We start from the raw sequence: 17,177 nt of genomic DNA on the forward strand, positions 1-17,177 counted from the left end.
CACTTCTCACTCATGCTCGACTTCAGCTTGAAGAACTGCCTGGTGCTATGCCTCGGTCTCGCGGCCTGCGCCTATTGCCACGTGGCGTTCCTGCGCGAGGCGAGGCAGCGCGCCGAAGCCCGCTCGGTCCGTATGCTTTCGCTGCAGCGCGACTTGTAACCGTCCGTCCTAAAGCATGTCTCCCGAAAGTGGGAACCGGTTTCGGAAGACATGCGCAAGATCAAAAACCTGAAGCGCATGGAGCGAATCTGAAAGATCGCGATGCGCTTTAGGCGGCGGCCAGCGCGATCAGTTGATCTTCTTGTAATAGACCTTGCCGTCGGGCTGCTGGATGCGCTGGTAGGACGGATTGGGGCCGGGAGGCGCGACCTTGCGCTTGAACGAAGGTTGCGCGGCGGCGGGATCGGCGCCGCTTTCATCGGCCGCGGACGCGTCCGCCACGGTGGCGGTGTCGAGCATGGCCGGCTCCGTCGCGCCGGGCGCCGGCTCGCTGGCGGCGACCGGCTGGCCTTGCTCCAGCTTGGCGATATTGCCGTTGATCTGGCCGAAATTCGCCTGCAACTGGCGGTCCAGCGTCTCGAACCGGCTCTGGAAACCGTTGTTGACGGTGTCGATGCGGGCGCCGATGCGTTGCTCGAACTGGCCGAGCTGTTCCAGCCGCGCCTCCATCGTCCTGAGGTCGTTGACGCCGCGATAGAGATAGACCGCGGCCGTCACGTTGACGGCGGTGACAAGCGCGGCACCCACCGCGATGACGCCGATCATCCTGGCCCGGCTGGGCTTTCCCGGAACGGTCTCCCGGTGACCGAGTTCGATTGCCGGAACGTCCGGCTCGCTGATCATCGTCATTCAACCACCACCTTTGCGCCCACCGCGACGCGCTTGAAGAGATCGATCACATCGGTGTTCGTCAGCCGGAAGCATCCGGACGTGCCGTCGAAACCGACGCCCTTGGGATCGTTGGTGCCATGGATGCGATAGAGCGTGTCGCGCCCGTCGCGCGAAAGATAAAGCGCCCTGGCGCCGAGCGGATTGTAGGGACCGGCCGGCACCATCGCCGGCAGTTCCGGCTGGCGCGCGCGCATCTCCTTGGGCGGACGCCATTCAGGCCATTCGGTCTTGGAGGCGACCTTGACCGTTCCGGTCCAGCCGAAGCCGTCGCGGCCGACGCTGATCTGGTAGCGCAGCGCCTGGCCCTGGCCCGTGACCAGATAGAGTGCCTTCTCGTTTTTGCGGATGACGATGGTGCCGGGTTGCTCGTTGGTTTGGAAGGCGACCGTCTTGCGCAGGCTTGGGCCCATCGCGGGCAGGGGAGGCAGGCTCGACCCGGCCATCGTCACGTCGCAGGCAGACACCAGCATCAGCCCGGCGAGGGAGGCGCCGGCGAGATGCATCGCGGCGAAGCGCCTAGCGCTGGGCATTGTCCAGCCGTTCCTTGAACATGCGTTTGAGGTCCTTGTTGAAGCGCGCGCGCCCGTCCACCTCGGAAGGCAGGATGGCGCGGTTCAGCGCGTCGGCGAGAAGCGCGTTGTCCAGCGCCAGCGACTTGATGTGCGGCGCCTTGAAGATCTTCTCCAATTCGCTGCGCGAGAAGTGGTTGCCGAACCATTTGCGCTTGTGCTTGTTGGCGACCAGCGTGATGCTGACCTTGTTGCCGCGCAATTCGCGGATCTTCTTGTAGAGCCGCTTGCCTTGCCTCAGCGAGGCGACGTTGAGCTCGAAGACGATGAAGATCTCGTCGCTCGTCCTGAGCACCGAATCGTGCCACGGCGTCTCGATGTTGGGCAGGTCGATGACGATGTCGTCGAAGCGGTAGGCGACGAGATCGAGCAGCCGGAAGACGAAGTCGGAACCCTGCGGCTCGAACGGCAGTTGCGGCCGCTCGAAGGAATAGAGCGTGAGGCCGGACGGCCGCGACAGTTTGATGACGTCCATGAGCTCGACATCGAGCCGGTCCGGCTGGCCGATGATGCCGGAAAGGTCGAACTGGTTGAACTGGTTGAGATAGGCGCCGCAATTGGCGCTCTGGAAGTCGAGGTCGACGAGGCAGGTCGAGGCCGCCCGCTCGGCCGATTTCGAGGCGAGGTGCTCGGCCGCCGAGATCGCCAGCGTGGTGGCGCCGGCGCCGCCGCTCGCGGCAATGAAGGTGATGATGCGGCTCTTGGTGCCCTGGTTGCCGGTGTCGTGGAAGGTGACGGCGTTGAGCAACTCCTTGGCGTCGAGCGGCTTGTGCAGCCAGTCGGACGCGTTCATGCGCACCAGCACGCGCGTCTGCTCGGAGGTGAGCTCGTCGGAGATCGCGATCAGTGGCACCGAGGCCCAGGCCGCGCGCGCCTCGATGATGGCCGGATTGCCGAGCAGCTCGCCATTGCCGAGATCGAGGATGATGATGCCCGGCCGGCTGTCGGCGGGTGGCCCCTTCAGGAACTCCGCCGCGTCCGAGATCTTGACGTCATAGATCGCCAGCGCGTCGAGCCGCGTGGTGACGTCGCGCTTGAAATTCGCATCGCCGGAAAACAGCGCTACTTGCTTGCGCTTGGTCGGGAGGACTCTGGTGTCGATGGCGTTCATGGCGATGTACTCTTTAAATCTTCACCCGTTACTGTACTCAGCATGGATGGCATCGTTTTATCTGCGAATCCAAGTAGCCCCCCCAGGAAGAAGAACTGGAAGGTAATGTTCTGCAAGCTTACGGTGATTGTCGGCACTGGACCGCCAAGACGCGTCTGATAGCCGAGGCCAGTGGCGGTGTAGGTCACCACGACATTGGAGCGCTGCAACCCAGGAAAAAACTGGCACATCCCCGGCCGTTGATTGGCTGCCAACCCCGGGCAGGCGTCGTCGTTGGTGAATGCCGTATCGCCGCGGAAAATGCGGCTGAAAGCAGCGGCGTTGAAGATCGCGGAATTGCCATTGCAAGCGCCAGTGCTGCCGGAATATTTGCACTCGAACGAGTATGTTCCGGCCGTAATCGGGGCTCCTGGATTTGTACCTGGGTCGGCCGCTGCAAGCGTGGCTGTGTTAACGGCCGGGTCGGAGACGGAGGCGAGCCTCGCACCGATCTGCACCGCCTTGGTTGCTGCGTTCCACTGATAGAATGCATAACCGAAATCGACGAAACCCAAGGTAAGAGTGAGCAGAAGCGTCATCGCGATGGCCATCTCGACCATCGTTGCTCCGTCTTCCGCTTGTAGGAATCGTTTCAGCATCATCAAAATCGGATCAACCGCTCCTGATGGCTGGCCCCAAGGGTGACGGTGGTGATGTTGAATAATGACAGCAGGCCAACGCTGTCCAGATTGCTGTAAGCATAGGTGCCGGATGCCGTTACGATGCAAACCTGCGATGTCGTCGAGAGATAGAGGACCGTGCCAGTTGAATCGATAGCGTTCGTGCAGGTGGCCGAGTCGATCGTGACATCCGCCTTTTGCCAGCCAGGGATGCGTGAGGGTGCTGTCCCGTCCCAATTGCCGAAGACGGCGATGTTCTTGGCGCGATCGGCGCAGTCGATCGCTGTGAGCCCTGCATCCGTGTAGAGCTTGCTGTTACAGCGGGCGGCGAACCGCGCTCCGTCGGTGAGCCCAGCTTCCATCAACAACTTGTCATGAATCAGATTGCCGAATTCGAACACCCCTGCCGACAGCATCAGCATCAGCGGTGCCACCAGGCTCATCTCCACAAGGACGGTACCGCGCTGATCGAAGCAAAAACGCTTAAGGGTTCGGGACAGCAGGTTCGACATTACCGTCACCGATAGAGCTGCGCTTCATCGCGCAGGAAGTTGTCGAGTGTACCCTGCCCCTCGCGTCCGCTGATGTCCACCAGCTCCACCATCACCGAGGCATCGGAGGAGGCCGACGCTACCGGCTCGGTCAGGAAGAAACTGGCGAAGGCTTCGACGGGGAGATTGGTACTGTTGCCGTTGAGATCGTAACCGGCAGCCTCAAGCGCATTGCAGTTCAACAAGGCACCATAGAGTAGGCGGCGATCGACGGTTGTTACAGGTGGCTGGCAGCCGCTAGCAGGCGTTCCAACCTCTCCGCCAGTTGACTGCACGCCGACCAGTGACTGAGCGGCAGTCGGTGGCGTCGGCGGTAGCGTCCCATTCGCCAATGCCGCACGTTCGTACTTATAGACCTCGTAGCGCGTCGGCGTGGTCGTATCCCAAGTACTGGGATATGACGCACTCCCAAAATTGGTCTGCCAATAGTTTCCAGGTCCAAGAAGCAGATAATCGCCGGCTCCCATACGCCCGCCCATATACGGCGTCGTCTGATCTCTCGGAAGGCCCTTATTGCCGGGCCCGTTGAACGTCAGCTGATTGTATTGCGGACACTGGCTCGAATTTCCATTGGATCTCACCCCTCCTTTGCGTACGTTTTCCGCCGGGCCGTATTCCGGGGTATCGAAATGGCCGTTGGCTGCAATCCCGAATCGGACATTGAAGGCATCCTGAACCGGCCCGGTGCTCTGGCCGGTCTTGGTGTTTACGCCCTGCGCCGAATAGCAGCCCAGGGGCTTCGAGGTGGCGATCGTTTGGGCCAGAGCCTGCGCGCCGTTACCGACGCCGTCCGGCGGCTGCAGGAAGCCAAAGTTGCCGGGGCCGTAGGCGGAGCCGTTCCCGACCATCCGAAGTTCGATCAACCTGCGATGGACGGCCGGATCGGTTACGGCCTGCTCGAGCGTTACCCCGCCCGCCGTGTTGGTGCCATTCACCATCTCATAGGGGTTGCACATGAAGACAGGTGTGTAATTGCAAACACCCGATGTGAAACCCGCGACAGAGACAGCGGTAAGATTGTAGCTCTTGTCGGTCGCGCTTCCTGAAGACGAGACCGAGACCGGGAACATGGGAGTGAAGCCCTCCGGCTGGGCCCACACCTGGATGAAGCGAGTCGTTATGGGCGACGCGGCATAGTTGGCCGACGTGATAGGATCGGAATCGTTCGTTGGAATACTTGCCAGGAAGCACCACGAAATTTGCCCTTTGGATCGGCAGGCAGGGTAGGTCGCGTCAACGGTGGTGGCTCCAGCGCCGGTGGTTAGCGAAACAGATCCACCGTCAGAGAACATTGTGCTATTGGATACCAGGTTAGTGAGGGCATTCTCGGCGCGCGTCCACGCGTCAGATCTGCCGCTCAATTCGGCAGCTGCAGCGAGTGCCAGGGCATCCGTGCCCTTCTGCAGGTCGTTGTCCAGATTGTTCATCCGGCTCATGTCGATCGCCAGGAGAGACAAGCCGATAATGGCTGGCAACATGACGCTGACTAGTATCAGCGCTATCCCACTCTGATCGTGCCAGAACGCGCGAATGGTCCGCAGCATGGCCTACCCCTTACCCCTTGGCGTCAGGCGCCTCGCATGCCCAATGCAACCGCTTCCCTTCCTTCAGTTCATTGTGTGCTCGTCCCCGACGGACCGACGTTGACCGTCATGTTCGTCGTCGGCGCGCCCGAGCTTGGTGGCAGCTTGTATTTCTGAACGACGCCGACGGACCGGGCGCCGTCGCCTTCGATCTTTGTGTTGTTCGAAGCCGGGTTGTACGGATCGACCGTCTGCAGCAACTGGTTGGCCTTCTGTGAGTCGCCCGATGCCAGCGTCATCGTGTCGTAATTGTTCAGATAGTCGGCGGCGCAGCCCGTGAGCAGGCTGGAGCCAACAAGAACGAGCAGGAGCTTATTTTTTGACATAGACCAGCTTGTCCTTCGATTTCACATCCAGCATGTGGCCATAGGGGCCGGTGACACCGTCGCCATGTTCGTACATGCGGATCATGTCCTTGCTGACTTCGAGCTGGCCGAGCAACATGAGCTCCGGATCGTTGGCGGGCCTTGTCTTGTCGAACGGCGTCGCCAATTGCTCGCCGGGTTTCACCGGCCGCACCAGATGCGGCGTGACGATAACGACCAGCTCCGTTTCTTCCTTCTGCGTGCTGGAATTATGGAACAGCGCGCCAATGATCGGCACCTGGCCAAGCCAAGGCAGTTGCTGCTGCTGACGAGTGTTCTTGCTGGAGAGCAGGCCGCCGACCGCGAAGCTCTGGCCATCGCGCAGATCAACGACGGTCGCCAGCTTACGGTTGGTAAAAATTGGGTCGCCGGCGGGGGTGAAGCCTGTCATGTCGCTCACTTCCGGCGCCAGTTTGATATGGATCTTGCCGTCATCCAACACCACGGGCGTAAAGTTGAGATTGACGCCAAACTGCTTGAATTGAATTTCGACCTCGCCCTGGGCATTAACGCTACGAATTGGCACTTCGCCGCCCGCATTGAAGCTCGCTGTTTCGCCAGAGACCGTAGTGAGGTTCGGCTCGGCCAGCAGCCGCACGACCCCTTTTGACTCAAGCGCCTCAATGATCAGGTCAACTTTGATATTGCTGTCAATGACACGGGTAATCAACGCGCCGAATGGAGAACTGCCGGAAAGTAGTCCACTCAATAGGTCGCCTGGTCCCAGAACTATATTATCCTTGTCGACGGCGGCGACGCCTGTGCCGGTTCGCGTCGTGCCGCGGCTATTCGTGCTCCTGATGGACACGCCGAGATCGCGGCCGGCACTGCGCTTGGCTTCAAGAATGCGAACCGACAGATTGACCTGCTCGCTTTCATCGATCGTCACAGCGTTGATGATGGCGTCCGGCCCATATTGCTGCGTCACCTCGACGATCTGCGCCAGCGTCGCGGCGTCCTTCACGTGACCGCTGAGGCGAACCTTGCCGTTGATCGAGCCGATCTCGATGCGCGCCCTTGGCGCCACCTGGCGGATCGCGGCCGCCATGTCGCTGACATCCTGGCCGACCTCGATCTGGATGGCACCAAGCGAGCGCTTGTCTTCCGAAAACAGGTTGACGGTGGTGGTGCCGACAGCCTTGCCGATGATGTAGAGCGTCTTGTCGGTCATCGGCTGCGCATCGGCGATCTTCTCGTCCCCGACCACGATGTCGCCCAAAGTGGCGTTCACCTGGATCGTGGCGGATTGCGAAACCGGCACGAACACCCGGTGCAGCGACGGACGCGACACATCGATGAACCGGTCAGCCGCCCTGGCCGGATGGCCAAGCATCGCCGGCGCGACCAAAAAGGATAGCGCGACCGCCGCCATCCTGACCCATAACTTCTGCATTCCCCGTCTCCCCGGCTGTCAATCGGCAGCCCCCGCTTGCCGCTTTGTTCTAATGTTGTCGCGGCACGTCATAAGTTTCGAGCTTCACCCCACGGAAGACGCCAATCGTCGCGCGGGCCGGAGGCTCCGGCTGAACGTATTTCACGACCTCCTTGACGACTTCCTTTACCTCCGGCGCCGCAGCGACGACTGGCGCGGGCTTGATCCTGCTCAGTTCGTCAATCTGGCTTCCAACCCGCTCCACGGCCTGGGCCAAGCCGTCTATCTTCTCATTGGCGCGTTTGCGTTCTTCAGCGGCTGCAGCATCGGCTGCCTTCTGCCGGTCGAGTTCCGCCTGCCTTTTGGCGACATCTTCCGGCGTGTCGCCGGTTAGATCGGCAACCGTCACACGCTCCGTCGCTTCGCCCTTGTTACCTGCCGCTTGCCGCAGCGCCAGGGATAATTGTCCCGCCCCAGCCGCCAATGTCAGCTTCTGCGCATCCTTGGTGCTGACCTCCACAGTCACGGCCTTGACCACGGTCGGGCTGTCCTTGCTCTCGTCCGCAACCTGGTCGACTGCAAGAACCTTGACGCTCTGCAATAGGACGTCGACGAAACTCTTCGCGACGCCGCTATCGTTCGTCGTGCGTGTAAGGAGGATATCCACCCGGTCGCCCGGAAACACGAACCCCGCAACGCCCAGCACATCGTTGACCCTGATGGAAACAGCCTTCATGCCTTCCGTCAGCACCGCCGAAAGCGTTGCGCGTTGACCGGGGCCTGTGATCTTGCTGGCGAAAACTGGTTCATTGGTACTGATGGCCTGCAATGCTTGGCGCGTGCCGTTGCCAGCCAAGGCGTCCTTGATCGTCTTGAACGCACCAGCTGGAACCGCGCCCACCGGCCAGGCAATTTCACGCAGCTTGTTTTCAGTCAGCGTGTCGCCGAACTTAAGAGGAACGGCCGCGACGACCACGGTGTCGCTCGGGATATCATTGCCGCGCGCGAGCGCGTTACGCTGGCTGGCCAGCCAGAAATTCGCGAAGACGACCGCTAGCATGCCGAAAACACAGGCGAGAACGATCATCACGATTGTATTGGCGCGCATAACCCCAAACCCCCAATAGGCCCAGAAATGTCGGCCACGTCAGCCTGGCGACCGTTCAGGCGCGGATGTATTATCCGCGCCTGAACGAAGAAATCAGGTACCGGTGCCGGTTGTTGCCTTGCATGTACCACTAGTGCCGGCGGTCGCCGTCAAACCCTTGCCGTCGAGAATACCGCATAGGCCGGTGAAGCGCCCACTTACCCAGCCACCGATAGCAACGATTGCCAGGATTGCCGCCCCGGCGATGATGCCGATCAGGATTGAATACTCCACCATGGCCGCGCCGTTTTCATCGTCGTGGAACTGCCGGGCCATTTCGATAAGGTTGCTCATCTGCGTTCTCCCGTCAGGCCCGGATCGATCGATCCGGGCCTGATCGAATAGCCTCAAGTACCGGTGCCGGTTGTTGCTTTGCAGGTACCCTTGGTCGTCGCGGTAAGTATGCCCTTGCCATCAAGGATGCCGCAGAGGCCCGTAAAGCGCCCGCTCACCCAGCCGCCGATGGCAACGATCGCGAGGATCGCAGCGCCGGCGATGATGCCGATCAGAATCGAATATTCGACCATGGCAGCGCCGTTTTCATCGTCGCGGAACTGCCGGGCCATCGTCATGAGCTTCTTCATGCCAATTCTCCCTTTGGAGGTTTGAACCCGACGAGACGAGCCTAAGGATGAACCCCATACCCAAGCATCCCCCGTCACGTTCAATCCTAGGTCGCGCTAAAAAACCGGTCAAACGGATTAACAGTCCTTTAACCCTTCAATACTCGGTTTAAAGCTCTTTCATTTTCAACAACAGCTTGATTCGCTTCATTTTTCAAGCGATCTTAACCATTCATTCACAATTCGGCCATGCCCAAGGCTGAAGGCTGGCACATTAGGAATATGACATATCCGTTTATATTAATGGGGTTAGCAGGGTGATTTCCCGAGGGGCGCCAAAAGTCTTAGGACTTTGGTCGGCATACGTGAAGCAAGGAAGAAATAAAACGATTTATCAAATGTTGATTTCTTAACTATGCCGCAAGTAATACCTCTAGTGTGTCCTCCAGGCCGCTTGTGCCCCTCGTGGTTAACGCTTAGTTTCGACCTGGGGAAATCATAAGGGGGTAAGCGGCATGTTGGGTCGCTTCGTCAAAGGGCCGAACGAACAGAAGACGCCGCTGGCGCCGATCGCCGCCGCCGCTGCGCCGAAAGGAGCGGTCGCCACTCCTGCCGCCGAAGCGGAGCCGCAGGGCGATGATTTCCTGACCCTCAAGGTTGAGCTGCATCGCCATCTCATCGATCGTTTCAACCTGACGGCGCTGGAAAGCGCGTCAAAGGACGAGATCCTGAACGAGATCCGGCCGATCGTGCGCGAATTTGTGCGCGGCAGAAATGTTCCATTGAACGCGCGCGAACTGGATCAATTGACCAGCGATACGGCTGACGAGATGCTAGGTCTCGGCCCGATTGAACCGTTGCTCAAGGACGATTCAATCGCCGACATTCTAATCAATACTCACAACCACGTCTTCATTGAGCGCCGCGGCGTGCTTGAGGAGACCTCGATACGCTTTCGCGACGAGGCGCATCTGCTGCGCATCATCAATAAAATTGTCTCAGCCATCGGCCGGCGGGTTGATGAATCCGCACCGATGGTCGACGCGCGCCTCGACGACGGGTCGCGCGTCAATGTCGCCGTACGACCGGTCTCGGTTGACGGTCCGCTCGTCTCCATCCGCAAATTCTCCAGGAATCCCTATTCGCTTGAGCGCTTGATGGCCTTCAACTCGATCCGCCAACCCATGATTGATTTGCTGCGGATCGCTGTACAGGCACGGAAGTCGATCCTGGTTTCGGGTGGCACCGGCAGCGGCAAAACCACGCTGCTAAATGCACTGTCGAGTTATATCCCGGCCAAGGAGCGACTGATCACCATCGAGGACGCTGCGGAACTGCAATTGCAGCAGCCGCATGTCGGTCGCCTCGAAACGCGCCCGCCCAATGTCGAGGGGAAGGGCGAAGTCCGCCAGCGCGAGCTGGTGAAGAACGCGCTGCGCATGCGCCCCGACCGCATCATCGTCGGCGAGGTGCGTGGCGAGGAAGCTTTCGACATGTTGCAGGCCATGAATACTGGTCACGAAGGCTCGATGACCACCATTCACGCCAACACGCCGCGCGATGCGTTGTCGCGTCTAGAGCAGATGGTAGGCATGGCTGGCCTGCCGATGACTCAGGAATCCATCCGCGCCCAGATTGCATCGGCCATCGACATCATTGTGCAGACGCAGCGTCTGGCCGATGGCGGCAGACGGGTTATTTCCGTCTCGGAACTGACCGGCATGGAGGGGAACGTCGTCCAACTCCAGGAACTCTATCATTTTGTTCGCCGCGAGGTAGCGGCAGACGGACAGATCATCGGCGAATTTCGCGCCACCGGCATCCGCCCGCGCTTTGCTCAGGAAGCGGCAACGCTCGGCCTCCACTTCGCCAAGGACGCTTTCAATCCGCAGGTCCCGCTCTGATGAATAGCGAGACGCTTATTTACTTCGTCTACGTGCTGGCGGCAGCGTCAGTCATTCTGGCAGCCGAGGCGCTCTACGTTACTTATGTGAAAGGTCGCGATCGCACCGGCACGATAAACCGGCGGCTCAAGCGCCTTGCGGACGAGGCCCCTGCAGAACAAACCCTGCAGAGTCTGTTGCGTGAACGAGGGCTGACCGAGTCTGGCGACTATGTTTTTGGAGCGGTTGCGCTCAACAGGCTCTACACCCAGTCGGGCATAACCGGAAATCCGCTGACATTCGCCGCGATCTTCATCCTGGCCGGACTGATCGTAGCATTGCTTTTGAAACTGCTGGCCGGAATTTCCGCGCTTCCAGCATTGATTTCCTTTACATTTGTAGGATTTGTCTTGCCTCTGCTGTTTCTTCGCCGGGCTCGCAACAAGCGCATCTTGAAGTTTGCCCGCCAGTTGCCAGACGCGCTCGACATGATCGTACGCTCGCTGCGTGCCGGCCATCCGGTCTCGGTGGCGGTTGGGTTGGTTGGCCGCGAAATGCCTGACCCGCTTGGCACCGAATTTGGCATTGTCGCCGACGAGGTCACTTTCGGGCTGAGCATGGAGCAGGCAGCACGGAAACTGTCGGAGCGCGTCGGCTTCGAGGGGCTGCATCTTCTGTCGGTCTCTCTTTCCATTCAGTCCAAGACAGGCGGCAATCTAACGGAGATTCTTGCCAACCTGTCCAAGGTTCTGCGCGAACGGCAAAAGCTTCGGATGAAGATTAGGGCGCTTTCGGCCGAGGGACGCTTCTCGGCATGGGTCATCTCGCTCTTTCCGATAGTCATGTTCGCAATCCTCGCACTCGTCGCTCCGAGCTATTACGGAGCTGTCTGGGGCAACCCTCTCATCTTTCCGGTGTTTACGATCTTCGGCATATGGGCGCTGCTTGGCGACCTCATTATGTACCGCATGGTAAATTTCGATTTCTGATTGGAGCCGAACATAGACCTCTTGTCGAACATTCTGGGTTCCGAGCTTCTCGTTTCCCTTTTGGTATTTGCGGCCGCAGCTGCACTGTTTCTGTTCGGCGCATTCGTTTTGTTGCCCGCTTTTCAGACGCGAAGGCTGGTCACCGAAAGCTTGATGTCGGAAGGAATCGTCAACCGGCGGTCCCTGGGCGCCCAGGAGCAACTGATCAAGATTTCGGCTCAGCGACCTGTAGATGCCTATTTCCGCGCGCTGGAGAAGGAGCGCGGTGAGCCAAATGCCCTTGAAGCCAGGTTGTTTCGTGCCGGCTTCTACCACGCGAGCGCGCCGGCCCTTTACACCTTGTCGCGAATTGGCGCCGTCGCCATTGCTTTTCTCGGCTGCTACATCCTGTTGGCCATGGTATTGCCGCCGAAAATACCAGGCTTTGTTTCGTTGGCCGGAGCCGCGCTGTTCGGATTGGCTTGCCTTGTCATCCCAAGTATTGCGCTGGATCGCTTTGAGAACGCGCAAAAACAGATTTACCGTCGCGGCTTTCCCGATTTCATGGATATGATGATCACCTGTGCGGATGCCGGCATGAGCCTGGAGGCGGCAGTCGAGCGGGTGAGTCACGAAATGGCCGGCACGCATAAATGGCTGGGCGTTCAACTCTCGATCATGAATCTGCAACTGCGCGCTGGCAAACCCCTTCGCGATTCACTGCGGGAACTCGCCGATCGTATCGGCTTGGAAGAAGCCAGGGCTTTGGCGGTGCTGTTCCGGCAATCGGAGGAACTCGGTACCAGTCTGACCGAAGCGCTGCGCGTCTACAGCGATGAAATGCGGACACAGAGAATCCTTCATGCGGAGGAACGTGCCAACGTGCTGCCGGTCAAGATGATGATCCCGCTGGGTATTTGCATCTTCCCCGTGGTCCTGATGATCGTCCTTCTGCCGGTGGTCATTCGCATGAGGGGCATTTTCTTCTGATTAGGCATATGATTAAGTTCTAAAATTGAGTCGGAGGGCTCCTTGCAGCACAAAATAACAAGGCCGATGCGCATTGCTGCCGCAGCCAGCATGCTGCTGGTCCTGCTTGCCGGTTGCCAGTCGACTGATGGCAACAGCACAGGCGTCGTGCGTACCAACGAGCCCGCCAAGGGCGACTATACCGCGTTCGGCGATGCCTTCGACGGGCTTAAGACGGTCAGTGATGTGGACTACTACGCTTCGGACCAGGCGGTCACCGAGGCCAAGACCCAGTTCCGGTCCGAAAACTACGGCAACGCTGGCGCCCTGTTCTACAAGGCGACAAGGCTCGCTCCGAATGACGGCGTCGCTTGGCTCGGCCTCGCCGCTTCTTGCGATCGCATCCGCCGTTTCGATCTCGCCGACTTAGCCTATGGCAAGGCCTACCGGCTGCTTGGCGCGACGCCGGAATACTACAACAACGTCGGCTATTCCTACCTGCTGCGCGGCAAGCTGCAGGATGCGCGCAGCAACTTCCTCAAAGCCTATGAGCTCGCGCCCAACGATCCGACTGTCGCCAACAATCTGAAGCTTCTGTCTTCCAGCGTGCAGAATATAGAACGATAGACCTAATGTTACTCTACGCGTCGCTGGTGCTTAAAGTCCTGACAATCCCGCTGTTTGCGAGGATAGCTTGGCTCGATTTCACGACGCAGAAAATATCCAACCGCGCCGTTCTTCTGCTCCTCTGTCTTGGGCTTGGATCTCTTCAACTTGTGTCCGTTCAATCCGGATCATGGTTCCAGATGGCATTGAGCGCGCTTAGCGGCCTCTTCCTGCTCATTGTGCTCTTTCCCTTCTGGGTACTCCGCAAGGTTGGCGCCGGCGACGTCAAGCTGATGACGGTAATGCCGTTCTTGATTGGTCAAGACGGTCTTGTGATCTTTACCGTCTTCCTCTTTGTCTTCGCGGTCCTCACGACACTGCTCGTGAAAAATCCTTTCATACTGCCGGCAGGGGCTTTCCGCCTTTATGTCCAGCACATGGATCGGAAAGGTATTGTGCCATTCGGGGTGCCGATCTCGGCCGCCGCCGTGTGCGCAATGGTATTCCAGATTTATGTCGCACTGGTTGTGGCAACCAGCTCCGGAATTTTGGAGCACCTTAATTAGCGTGTCTGTGCCTGACTGAAGCGTACCGGCTTGATGGGAGTGAGCGCGTGGGCGAATGCTTCGATGGCGCGGTCACCGATCAACACACCGCTTGCTATATCGCCATATCGTTACAGTCGCGATAATCGCCACATATCCGTCAATCGCATAATGCCATCCGAAGTAAACGGACCCGAACATTATTGCAGAAAAGTAGAACCATCCCCAATACTTGGTCGCGCGTCCGAACTGAGAGAGAAAAAGCGCGTTTAGAACCGCCAAGGCGACATGCAAACTTGGCATAGCGGCGATGCCTGTTCCGAACACAGTGCGATCCTGGGCGTAAGACGAATAGAGATAGTCGGAAGTTTCGATCATGGCCCCGCCCCACGGGCTTGAGCCGAGCACGGCCATCAGATCAGCAAAACGATCTCCGCCAACGATCCTGCCGAAGAATATCGGTCCAGCCGAAGATCCGATGATCCGGACCACGCTTCCAAGAATGATTGCAACAAGGACGAGGGACAGAAAATAACGAGCCCTAATCGCATGATCTTTGGCGAAAGCGGCGACAAGCACCATGCCAACCATCTGGACAAACCAAACTGGTCCATACAGCACGAACAACGTCGGCTCCAGCGATAGCGGGAATATGGCGTGCGCTACTTTCCACGGGTTGCCAAAATGAATTGTGGCATCGAGCTTGGCCAAGAATGGATCTGCAAAGAACGAGACATAAACTGGGGTAACATGCTTAAGCGTGGAGAACGCGGCCGCGCTCAGGAGGAACATCGCGATGATCATCAGCGCGCCTTTGCCTCTGTCGCGCAACTTTTCCAGGATAAAAGTTAAAGGAGATCGTGGTCGGTAGAATACAGCAACACCCACCATCCCAAACAGCGCAAACAAGGGGATCGGGAACGAGTACTTCTGAAACGTATATTCAGTCAGCATCGCAAGATACGTTACGGGTGCTACCGCGGCGGCTGCGGCGACGTATACGAGGCAGAGCACGGCTACGCCGTGCATTGTGATGCGCATTTGTTTCGTCGGAGTCGCTTCAAAGACTTCCATTTGTTCTCCGGCTTCAGGGGCGGGGCTCCCCTCAAAACCCCGACGTCGACTTCTCCACCAGCTTCAACCGTCCCTTCTCCACCTTGAAGAACGGCATCGACCTCTGGCTCGAGCCGTCGCTACGGAAGCGGAACAGGCCGGTCGAGCCGCGGAAGCCGGTGGTGTTCTCCAGCACCTGCTTGTTGAAGCCGTCGGGGCCGGCCGCGCTCGCTATGCCCGCGCTCAGCGCCACCATGTCGTAGGCATAGGCGACGTTGACGTCGGGCTGGTATTTGTAGGTCGCCTTGAACCGGTCGGCGATCGGCCCGGTCTCGCTCTCGTCGAGCGTCGCGATATAGGCGCCCTCATAGAGCGGATCCATCGGGCGCTCGAGCCAGCGGTCGGTGCCGATCAGCGTCACCGCCTTGCCTGGAATGCCTTTCGCCTTCAGCGCGGCAAGCACCGCTGTAGGGCTGCCGCCGCCGCAGGCGACGACCACGGCGTCGGGCGCCTCGACCAGCGAGCTCATGTCCGACACCACCTTGGCGCCGCCGTCCGTCGGCGAATAGGGCAGCGTCACCGCAAGCGTGGCGCCATAGATGCTGAGCGCGTTGGCCACCCGGGATTCGATGGCGCTCGAGTCGGCGCCCGCCGGCACCAGCAGCACGAATTTCCTGGCGCCCTTGCCGGCGATCGCCGCCGCGCCCGCCGCGGCGCTGTCGGCTTCGCTGAGCCGCACCGAATAGACGCCGGGGCCTCCGGCGAAATTGTCGGCCAGCGCCAGCACCGGCGGCCGCTTGGAGCCCGAGAGCTTGGCAAGGTGCTGCGCGGCCGCCAGCTCGGACGGCCCGATGACCGCCTTGGCCGTGCCCGAGGTGATCGCCTTCACCGCGAGGTCTTTCGCGTAGCCGCTGTCGCCGCGCGTGTCCTCTATCGTCAGCGTCAGAAGCTTGTCGCCGAGATCGGCCATCGCGAGCCGCGCGCCGTCATACATCTTTCGGCCGTTCTCGCCCGTGCTGCCGGGCGCCGAAAGCGGCAAAAGCATGGCCACCTTGGTCGGCCCCGTGCCGAGTGTCAGCTGGGCCTTGGCGGCGGCGGCCGAGGTCGGGCCGCCCGATGCCGCGCTGCCCGGTGCCGGACTGCCCAAGGCCGGACTGCCAGAGGTCTCGACACTTGCCTGCTGGGCGGGCGCCGCGGCCGCACTCGCCTGGCCGGCGGGTGCCGCGATCGCCGATGGATCGAGCACGTCCGACGCGCCGCTCTTGGATTGGCATCCGGACAGCGTCGCAACGAGCCCGAGAGCGATCGCCCCCAGTGCATGTCGCCCAAAAGTGGTTCCGGTTTTGGGGAGACGACATGCATGGAACAAGAAAGCATGTCGCCCAAAAGTGGTTCCGGTTTTGGGGAGACGACATGCATCCGACAAAGCCCTCAGGCGCGCCGCAACGATCCGTTTCGGCGCGGCGCGCTTCAGGTCCGGATCGTGCCGCTCACGTTTCATGATGCTTCCACCCCATATGCTATCCGTCGAACAGCCGCGCTCTCAGCGCCCGGATCGTCCTTGCTTGCGCCGGGCTGCGATACTCGGCGCATTTCATGTAGCGCGGCCCGGGCACGAATGATCGACGCACGCAGACGCGCTTCTCCTGGCCGGTCACAACGCCGTCCACGGAAGCGTCGGACAGGCCGACCGTCAAGACGTCGGAGAATCCGATCGTCGCCACCGGCAACGGCCCGGCTATGTCGAGGCCTTCCCGCGCCAGGATCGCGCGTGCGCGCTGGCAGTAGTTGACCGAGCGGACCGAGAAGCGGGTTTCTCCGTGCCCGGCCCGGTATTTCATCACGGTGGTGCAAAGATCGCCCGCGGCGAGCCTGTTTGCCTGCGCCAGATATCGGACGCCAAGCGCGATGTTGGTGGCCGGCTCGCCGAGCTCGTCGAGCGAACCGCGAAAGCCGAGCATCCGCGCCGTCGCCGGCATGACCTGCATCAGCCCGACTTCGCCGTCGGCGCCGCGCACGCCGGGATCGAACCCGCTTTCGATCTCCATCACCGCATGCGCCAGCACCGGTTCGAGGCCGTAGAGCGACGCCTGGCAGGTGGCGAACGCCTTGAAGGTCTCGGCGGTCCGTTCCGGCGCGGCGGCGCAGCGCACGGGCCGCGTCCCCGGCGGCTGCGGCCGTTCCAGCCAGTTGGCGTGGACGGATGTTTGACACAGACAGAGCAAGGCGGCCGCCAGAGCAATTCCAGGAAAAGTGCGTAGCGGTTTTCCGTTCGGAATTGCGTCAAAACAAGGAACTGGATCGTTTCGCCGTTTCCATGCAACGGTGAAACGGTCCAGCGC

19 protein-coding genes are annotated in these 17,177 nt (G+C 60.2%); 5 read left to right on the forward strand and 14 right to left on the reverse strand.

The annotated features are described in order from the left end of the window. Nucleotides 1-288: 288 nt before the first annotated feature. The 11 genes from EOD07_RS02870 to EOD07_RS02920 form a co-directional block, all read right to left on the reverse strand. Nucleotides 289-849, reverse strand: coding sequence for a hypothetical protein (locus EOD07_RS02870; protein ID WP_127233879.1), 561 nt, complete (start codon nt 847-849; stop codon nt 289-291). Then, nucleotides 846-1,421: a L,D-transpeptidase gene (locus tag EOD07_RS02875; RefSeq protein ID WP_127233880.1), complete on the reverse strand. Its 576-nt coding sequence runs from the start codon at nt 1,419-1,421 to the stop codon at nt 846-848. Before EOD07_RS02875 ends, EOD07_RS02870 begins: the two co-directional genes overlap by 4 nt. Further along, nucleotides 1,408-2,571, reverse strand: a complete 1,164-nt coding sequence (locus EOD07_RS02880; protein ID WP_127233881.1) for an AAA family ATPase — start codon at nt 2,569-2,571, stop codon at nt 1,408-1,410. The genes EOD07_RS02875 and EOD07_RS02880 overlap by 14 nt, the downstream gene beginning before the upstream one ends. Beyond that, on the reverse strand, nt 2,568-3,212 hold the full coding sequence (locus tag EOD07_RS02885; protein ID WP_245469794.1) for a TadE/TadG family type IV pilus assembly protein: 645 nt from the start codon (nt 3,210-3,212) through the stop codon (nt 2,568-2,570). Before EOD07_RS02885 ends, EOD07_RS02880 begins: the two co-directional genes overlap by 4 nt. Then, nucleotides 3,212-3,742 carry a TadE/TadG family type IV pilus assembly protein gene (locus EOD07_RS02890; RefSeq protein WP_127233882.1) on the reverse strand — a complete coding sequence of 177 codons (531 nt, stop codon included), beginning with the start codon at nt 3,740-3,742 and terminating at the stop codon, nt 3,212-3,214. The genes EOD07_RS02885 and EOD07_RS02890 overlap by 1 nt, the downstream gene beginning before the upstream one ends. Nucleotides 3,743-3,747: 5 nt before the next feature. Beyond that, a complete protein-coding gene (locus tag EOD07_RS02895; RefSeq protein ID WP_127233883.1) occupies nt 3,748-5,325 on the reverse strand; it encodes a pilus assembly protein TadG-related protein in 1,578 nt (525 codons plus the stop codon). Nucleotides 5,326-5,393: 68 nt separating this feature from the next. Beyond that, nucleotides 5,394-5,690 carry a hypothetical protein gene (locus EOD07_RS02900; protein WP_127233884.1) on the reverse strand — a complete coding sequence of 99 codons (297 nt, stop codon included), beginning with the start codon at nt 5,688-5,690 and terminating at the stop codon, nt 5,394-5,396. Beyond that, complete coding sequence (locus tag EOD07_RS02905) at nt 5,677-7,122, reverse strand: type II and III secretion system protein family protein (RefSeq protein ID WP_127233885.1); 1,446 nt, start codon at nt 7,120-7,122, stop codon at nt 5,677-5,679. Before EOD07_RS02905 ends, EOD07_RS02900 begins: the two co-directional genes overlap by 14 nt. 49 nt (nt 7,123-7,171) lie before the next feature. Continuing rightward, on the reverse strand, nt 7,172-8,209 hold the full coding sequence (gene cpaB, locus EOD07_RS02910; RefSeq protein ID WP_127233886.1) for a Flp pilus assembly protein CpaB: 1,038 nt from the start codon (nt 8,207-8,209) through the stop codon (nt 7,172-7,174). A gap of 93 nt (nt 8,210-8,302) precedes the next feature. Then, nucleotides 8,303-8,542, reverse strand: a complete 240-nt coding sequence (locus EOD07_RS02915; protein WP_127233887.1) for a Flp family type IVb pilin — start codon at nt 8,540-8,542, stop codon at nt 8,303-8,305. Between the two features lie 53 nt (nt 8,543-8,595). Then, a complete protein-coding gene (locus tag EOD07_RS02920; protein WP_127233888.1) occupies nt 8,596-8,832 on the reverse strand; it encodes a Flp family type IVb pilin in 237 nt (78 codons plus the stop codon). A 494-nt stretch (nt 8,833-9,326) separates the two neighbouring features. Between EOD07_RS02920 and EOD07_RS02925 the strand changes: the two genes are divergently transcribed. The 5 genes from EOD07_RS02925 (at nt 9,327) to EOD07_RS02945 (ending at nt 13,803) form a co-directional block, all read left to right on the forward strand. Continuing rightward, complete coding sequence (locus EOD07_RS02925; RefSeq protein ID WP_127233889.1) at nt 9,327-10,715, forward strand: CpaF family protein; 1,389 nt, start codon at nt 9,327-9,329, stop codon at nt 10,713-10,715. Then, on the forward strand, nt 10,715-11,683 hold the full coding sequence (locus EOD07_RS02930) for a type II secretion system F family protein (protein WP_245469796.1): 969 nt from the start codon (nt 10,715-10,717) through the stop codon (nt 11,681-11,683). Before EOD07_RS02925 ends, EOD07_RS02930 begins: the two co-directional genes overlap by 1 nt. 12 nt (nt 11,684-11,695) lie before the next feature. Next, nucleotides 11,696-12,652 (forward strand): type II secretion system F family protein, encoded by a 957-nt coding sequence (locus tag EOD07_RS02935; RefSeq protein ID WP_127233894.1) that lies wholly within the window; start codon nt 11,696-11,698, stop codon nt 12,650-12,652. 66 nt (nt 12,653-12,718) lie between these two features. After that, the gene (locus EOD07_RS02940; RefSeq protein WP_127233895.1) at nt 12,719-13,258 is read left to right on the forward strand and encodes a tetratricopeptide repeat protein; all 540 of its coding nucleotides are present in this window, start codon (nt 12,719-12,721) and stop codon (nt 13,256-13,258) included. Between the two features lie 5 nt (nt 13,259-13,263). After that, nucleotides 13,264-13,803, forward strand: coding sequence for a prepilin peptidase (locus tag EOD07_RS02945; protein ID WP_127233891.1), 540 nt, complete (start codon nt 13,264-13,266; stop codon nt 13,801-13,803). Nucleotides 13,804-13,875: 72 nt separating this feature from the next. Here EOD07_RS02945 and EOD07_RS02950 read toward each other — a convergent pair whose 3' ends face one another. The 3 genes from EOD07_RS02950 to EOD07_RS02960 all read right to left on the reverse strand — a co-directional run bounded on the left by EOD07_RS02950 (nt 13,876) and on the right by EOD07_RS02960 (nt 16,988). After that, nucleotides 13,876-14,856: a phosphatase PAP2 family protein gene (locus tag EOD07_RS02950; protein WP_127233892.1), complete on the reverse strand. Its 981-nt coding sequence runs from the start codon at nt 14,854-14,856 to the stop codon at nt 13,876-13,878. A gap of 31 nt (nt 14,857-14,887) precedes the next feature. Further along, entirely contained in the window at nt 14,888-16,081 is a 1,194-nt protein-coding gene (locus EOD07_RS02955) for a penicillin-binding protein activator (protein ID WP_245469797.1), read from the reverse strand. A gap of 274 nt (nt 16,082-16,355) precedes the next feature. Beyond that, nucleotides 16,356-16,988 carry a transglycosylase SLT domain-containing protein gene (locus EOD07_RS02960; RefSeq protein WP_245469799.1) on the reverse strand — a complete coding sequence of 211 codons (633 nt, stop codon included), beginning with the start codon at nt 16,986-16,988 and terminating at the stop codon, nt 16,356-16,358. Nucleotides 16,989-17,177: the final 189 nt, after the last annotated feature.

The organism is Mesorhizobium sp. M2C.T.Ca.TU.002.02.1.1 (genome assembly GCF_003997225.1).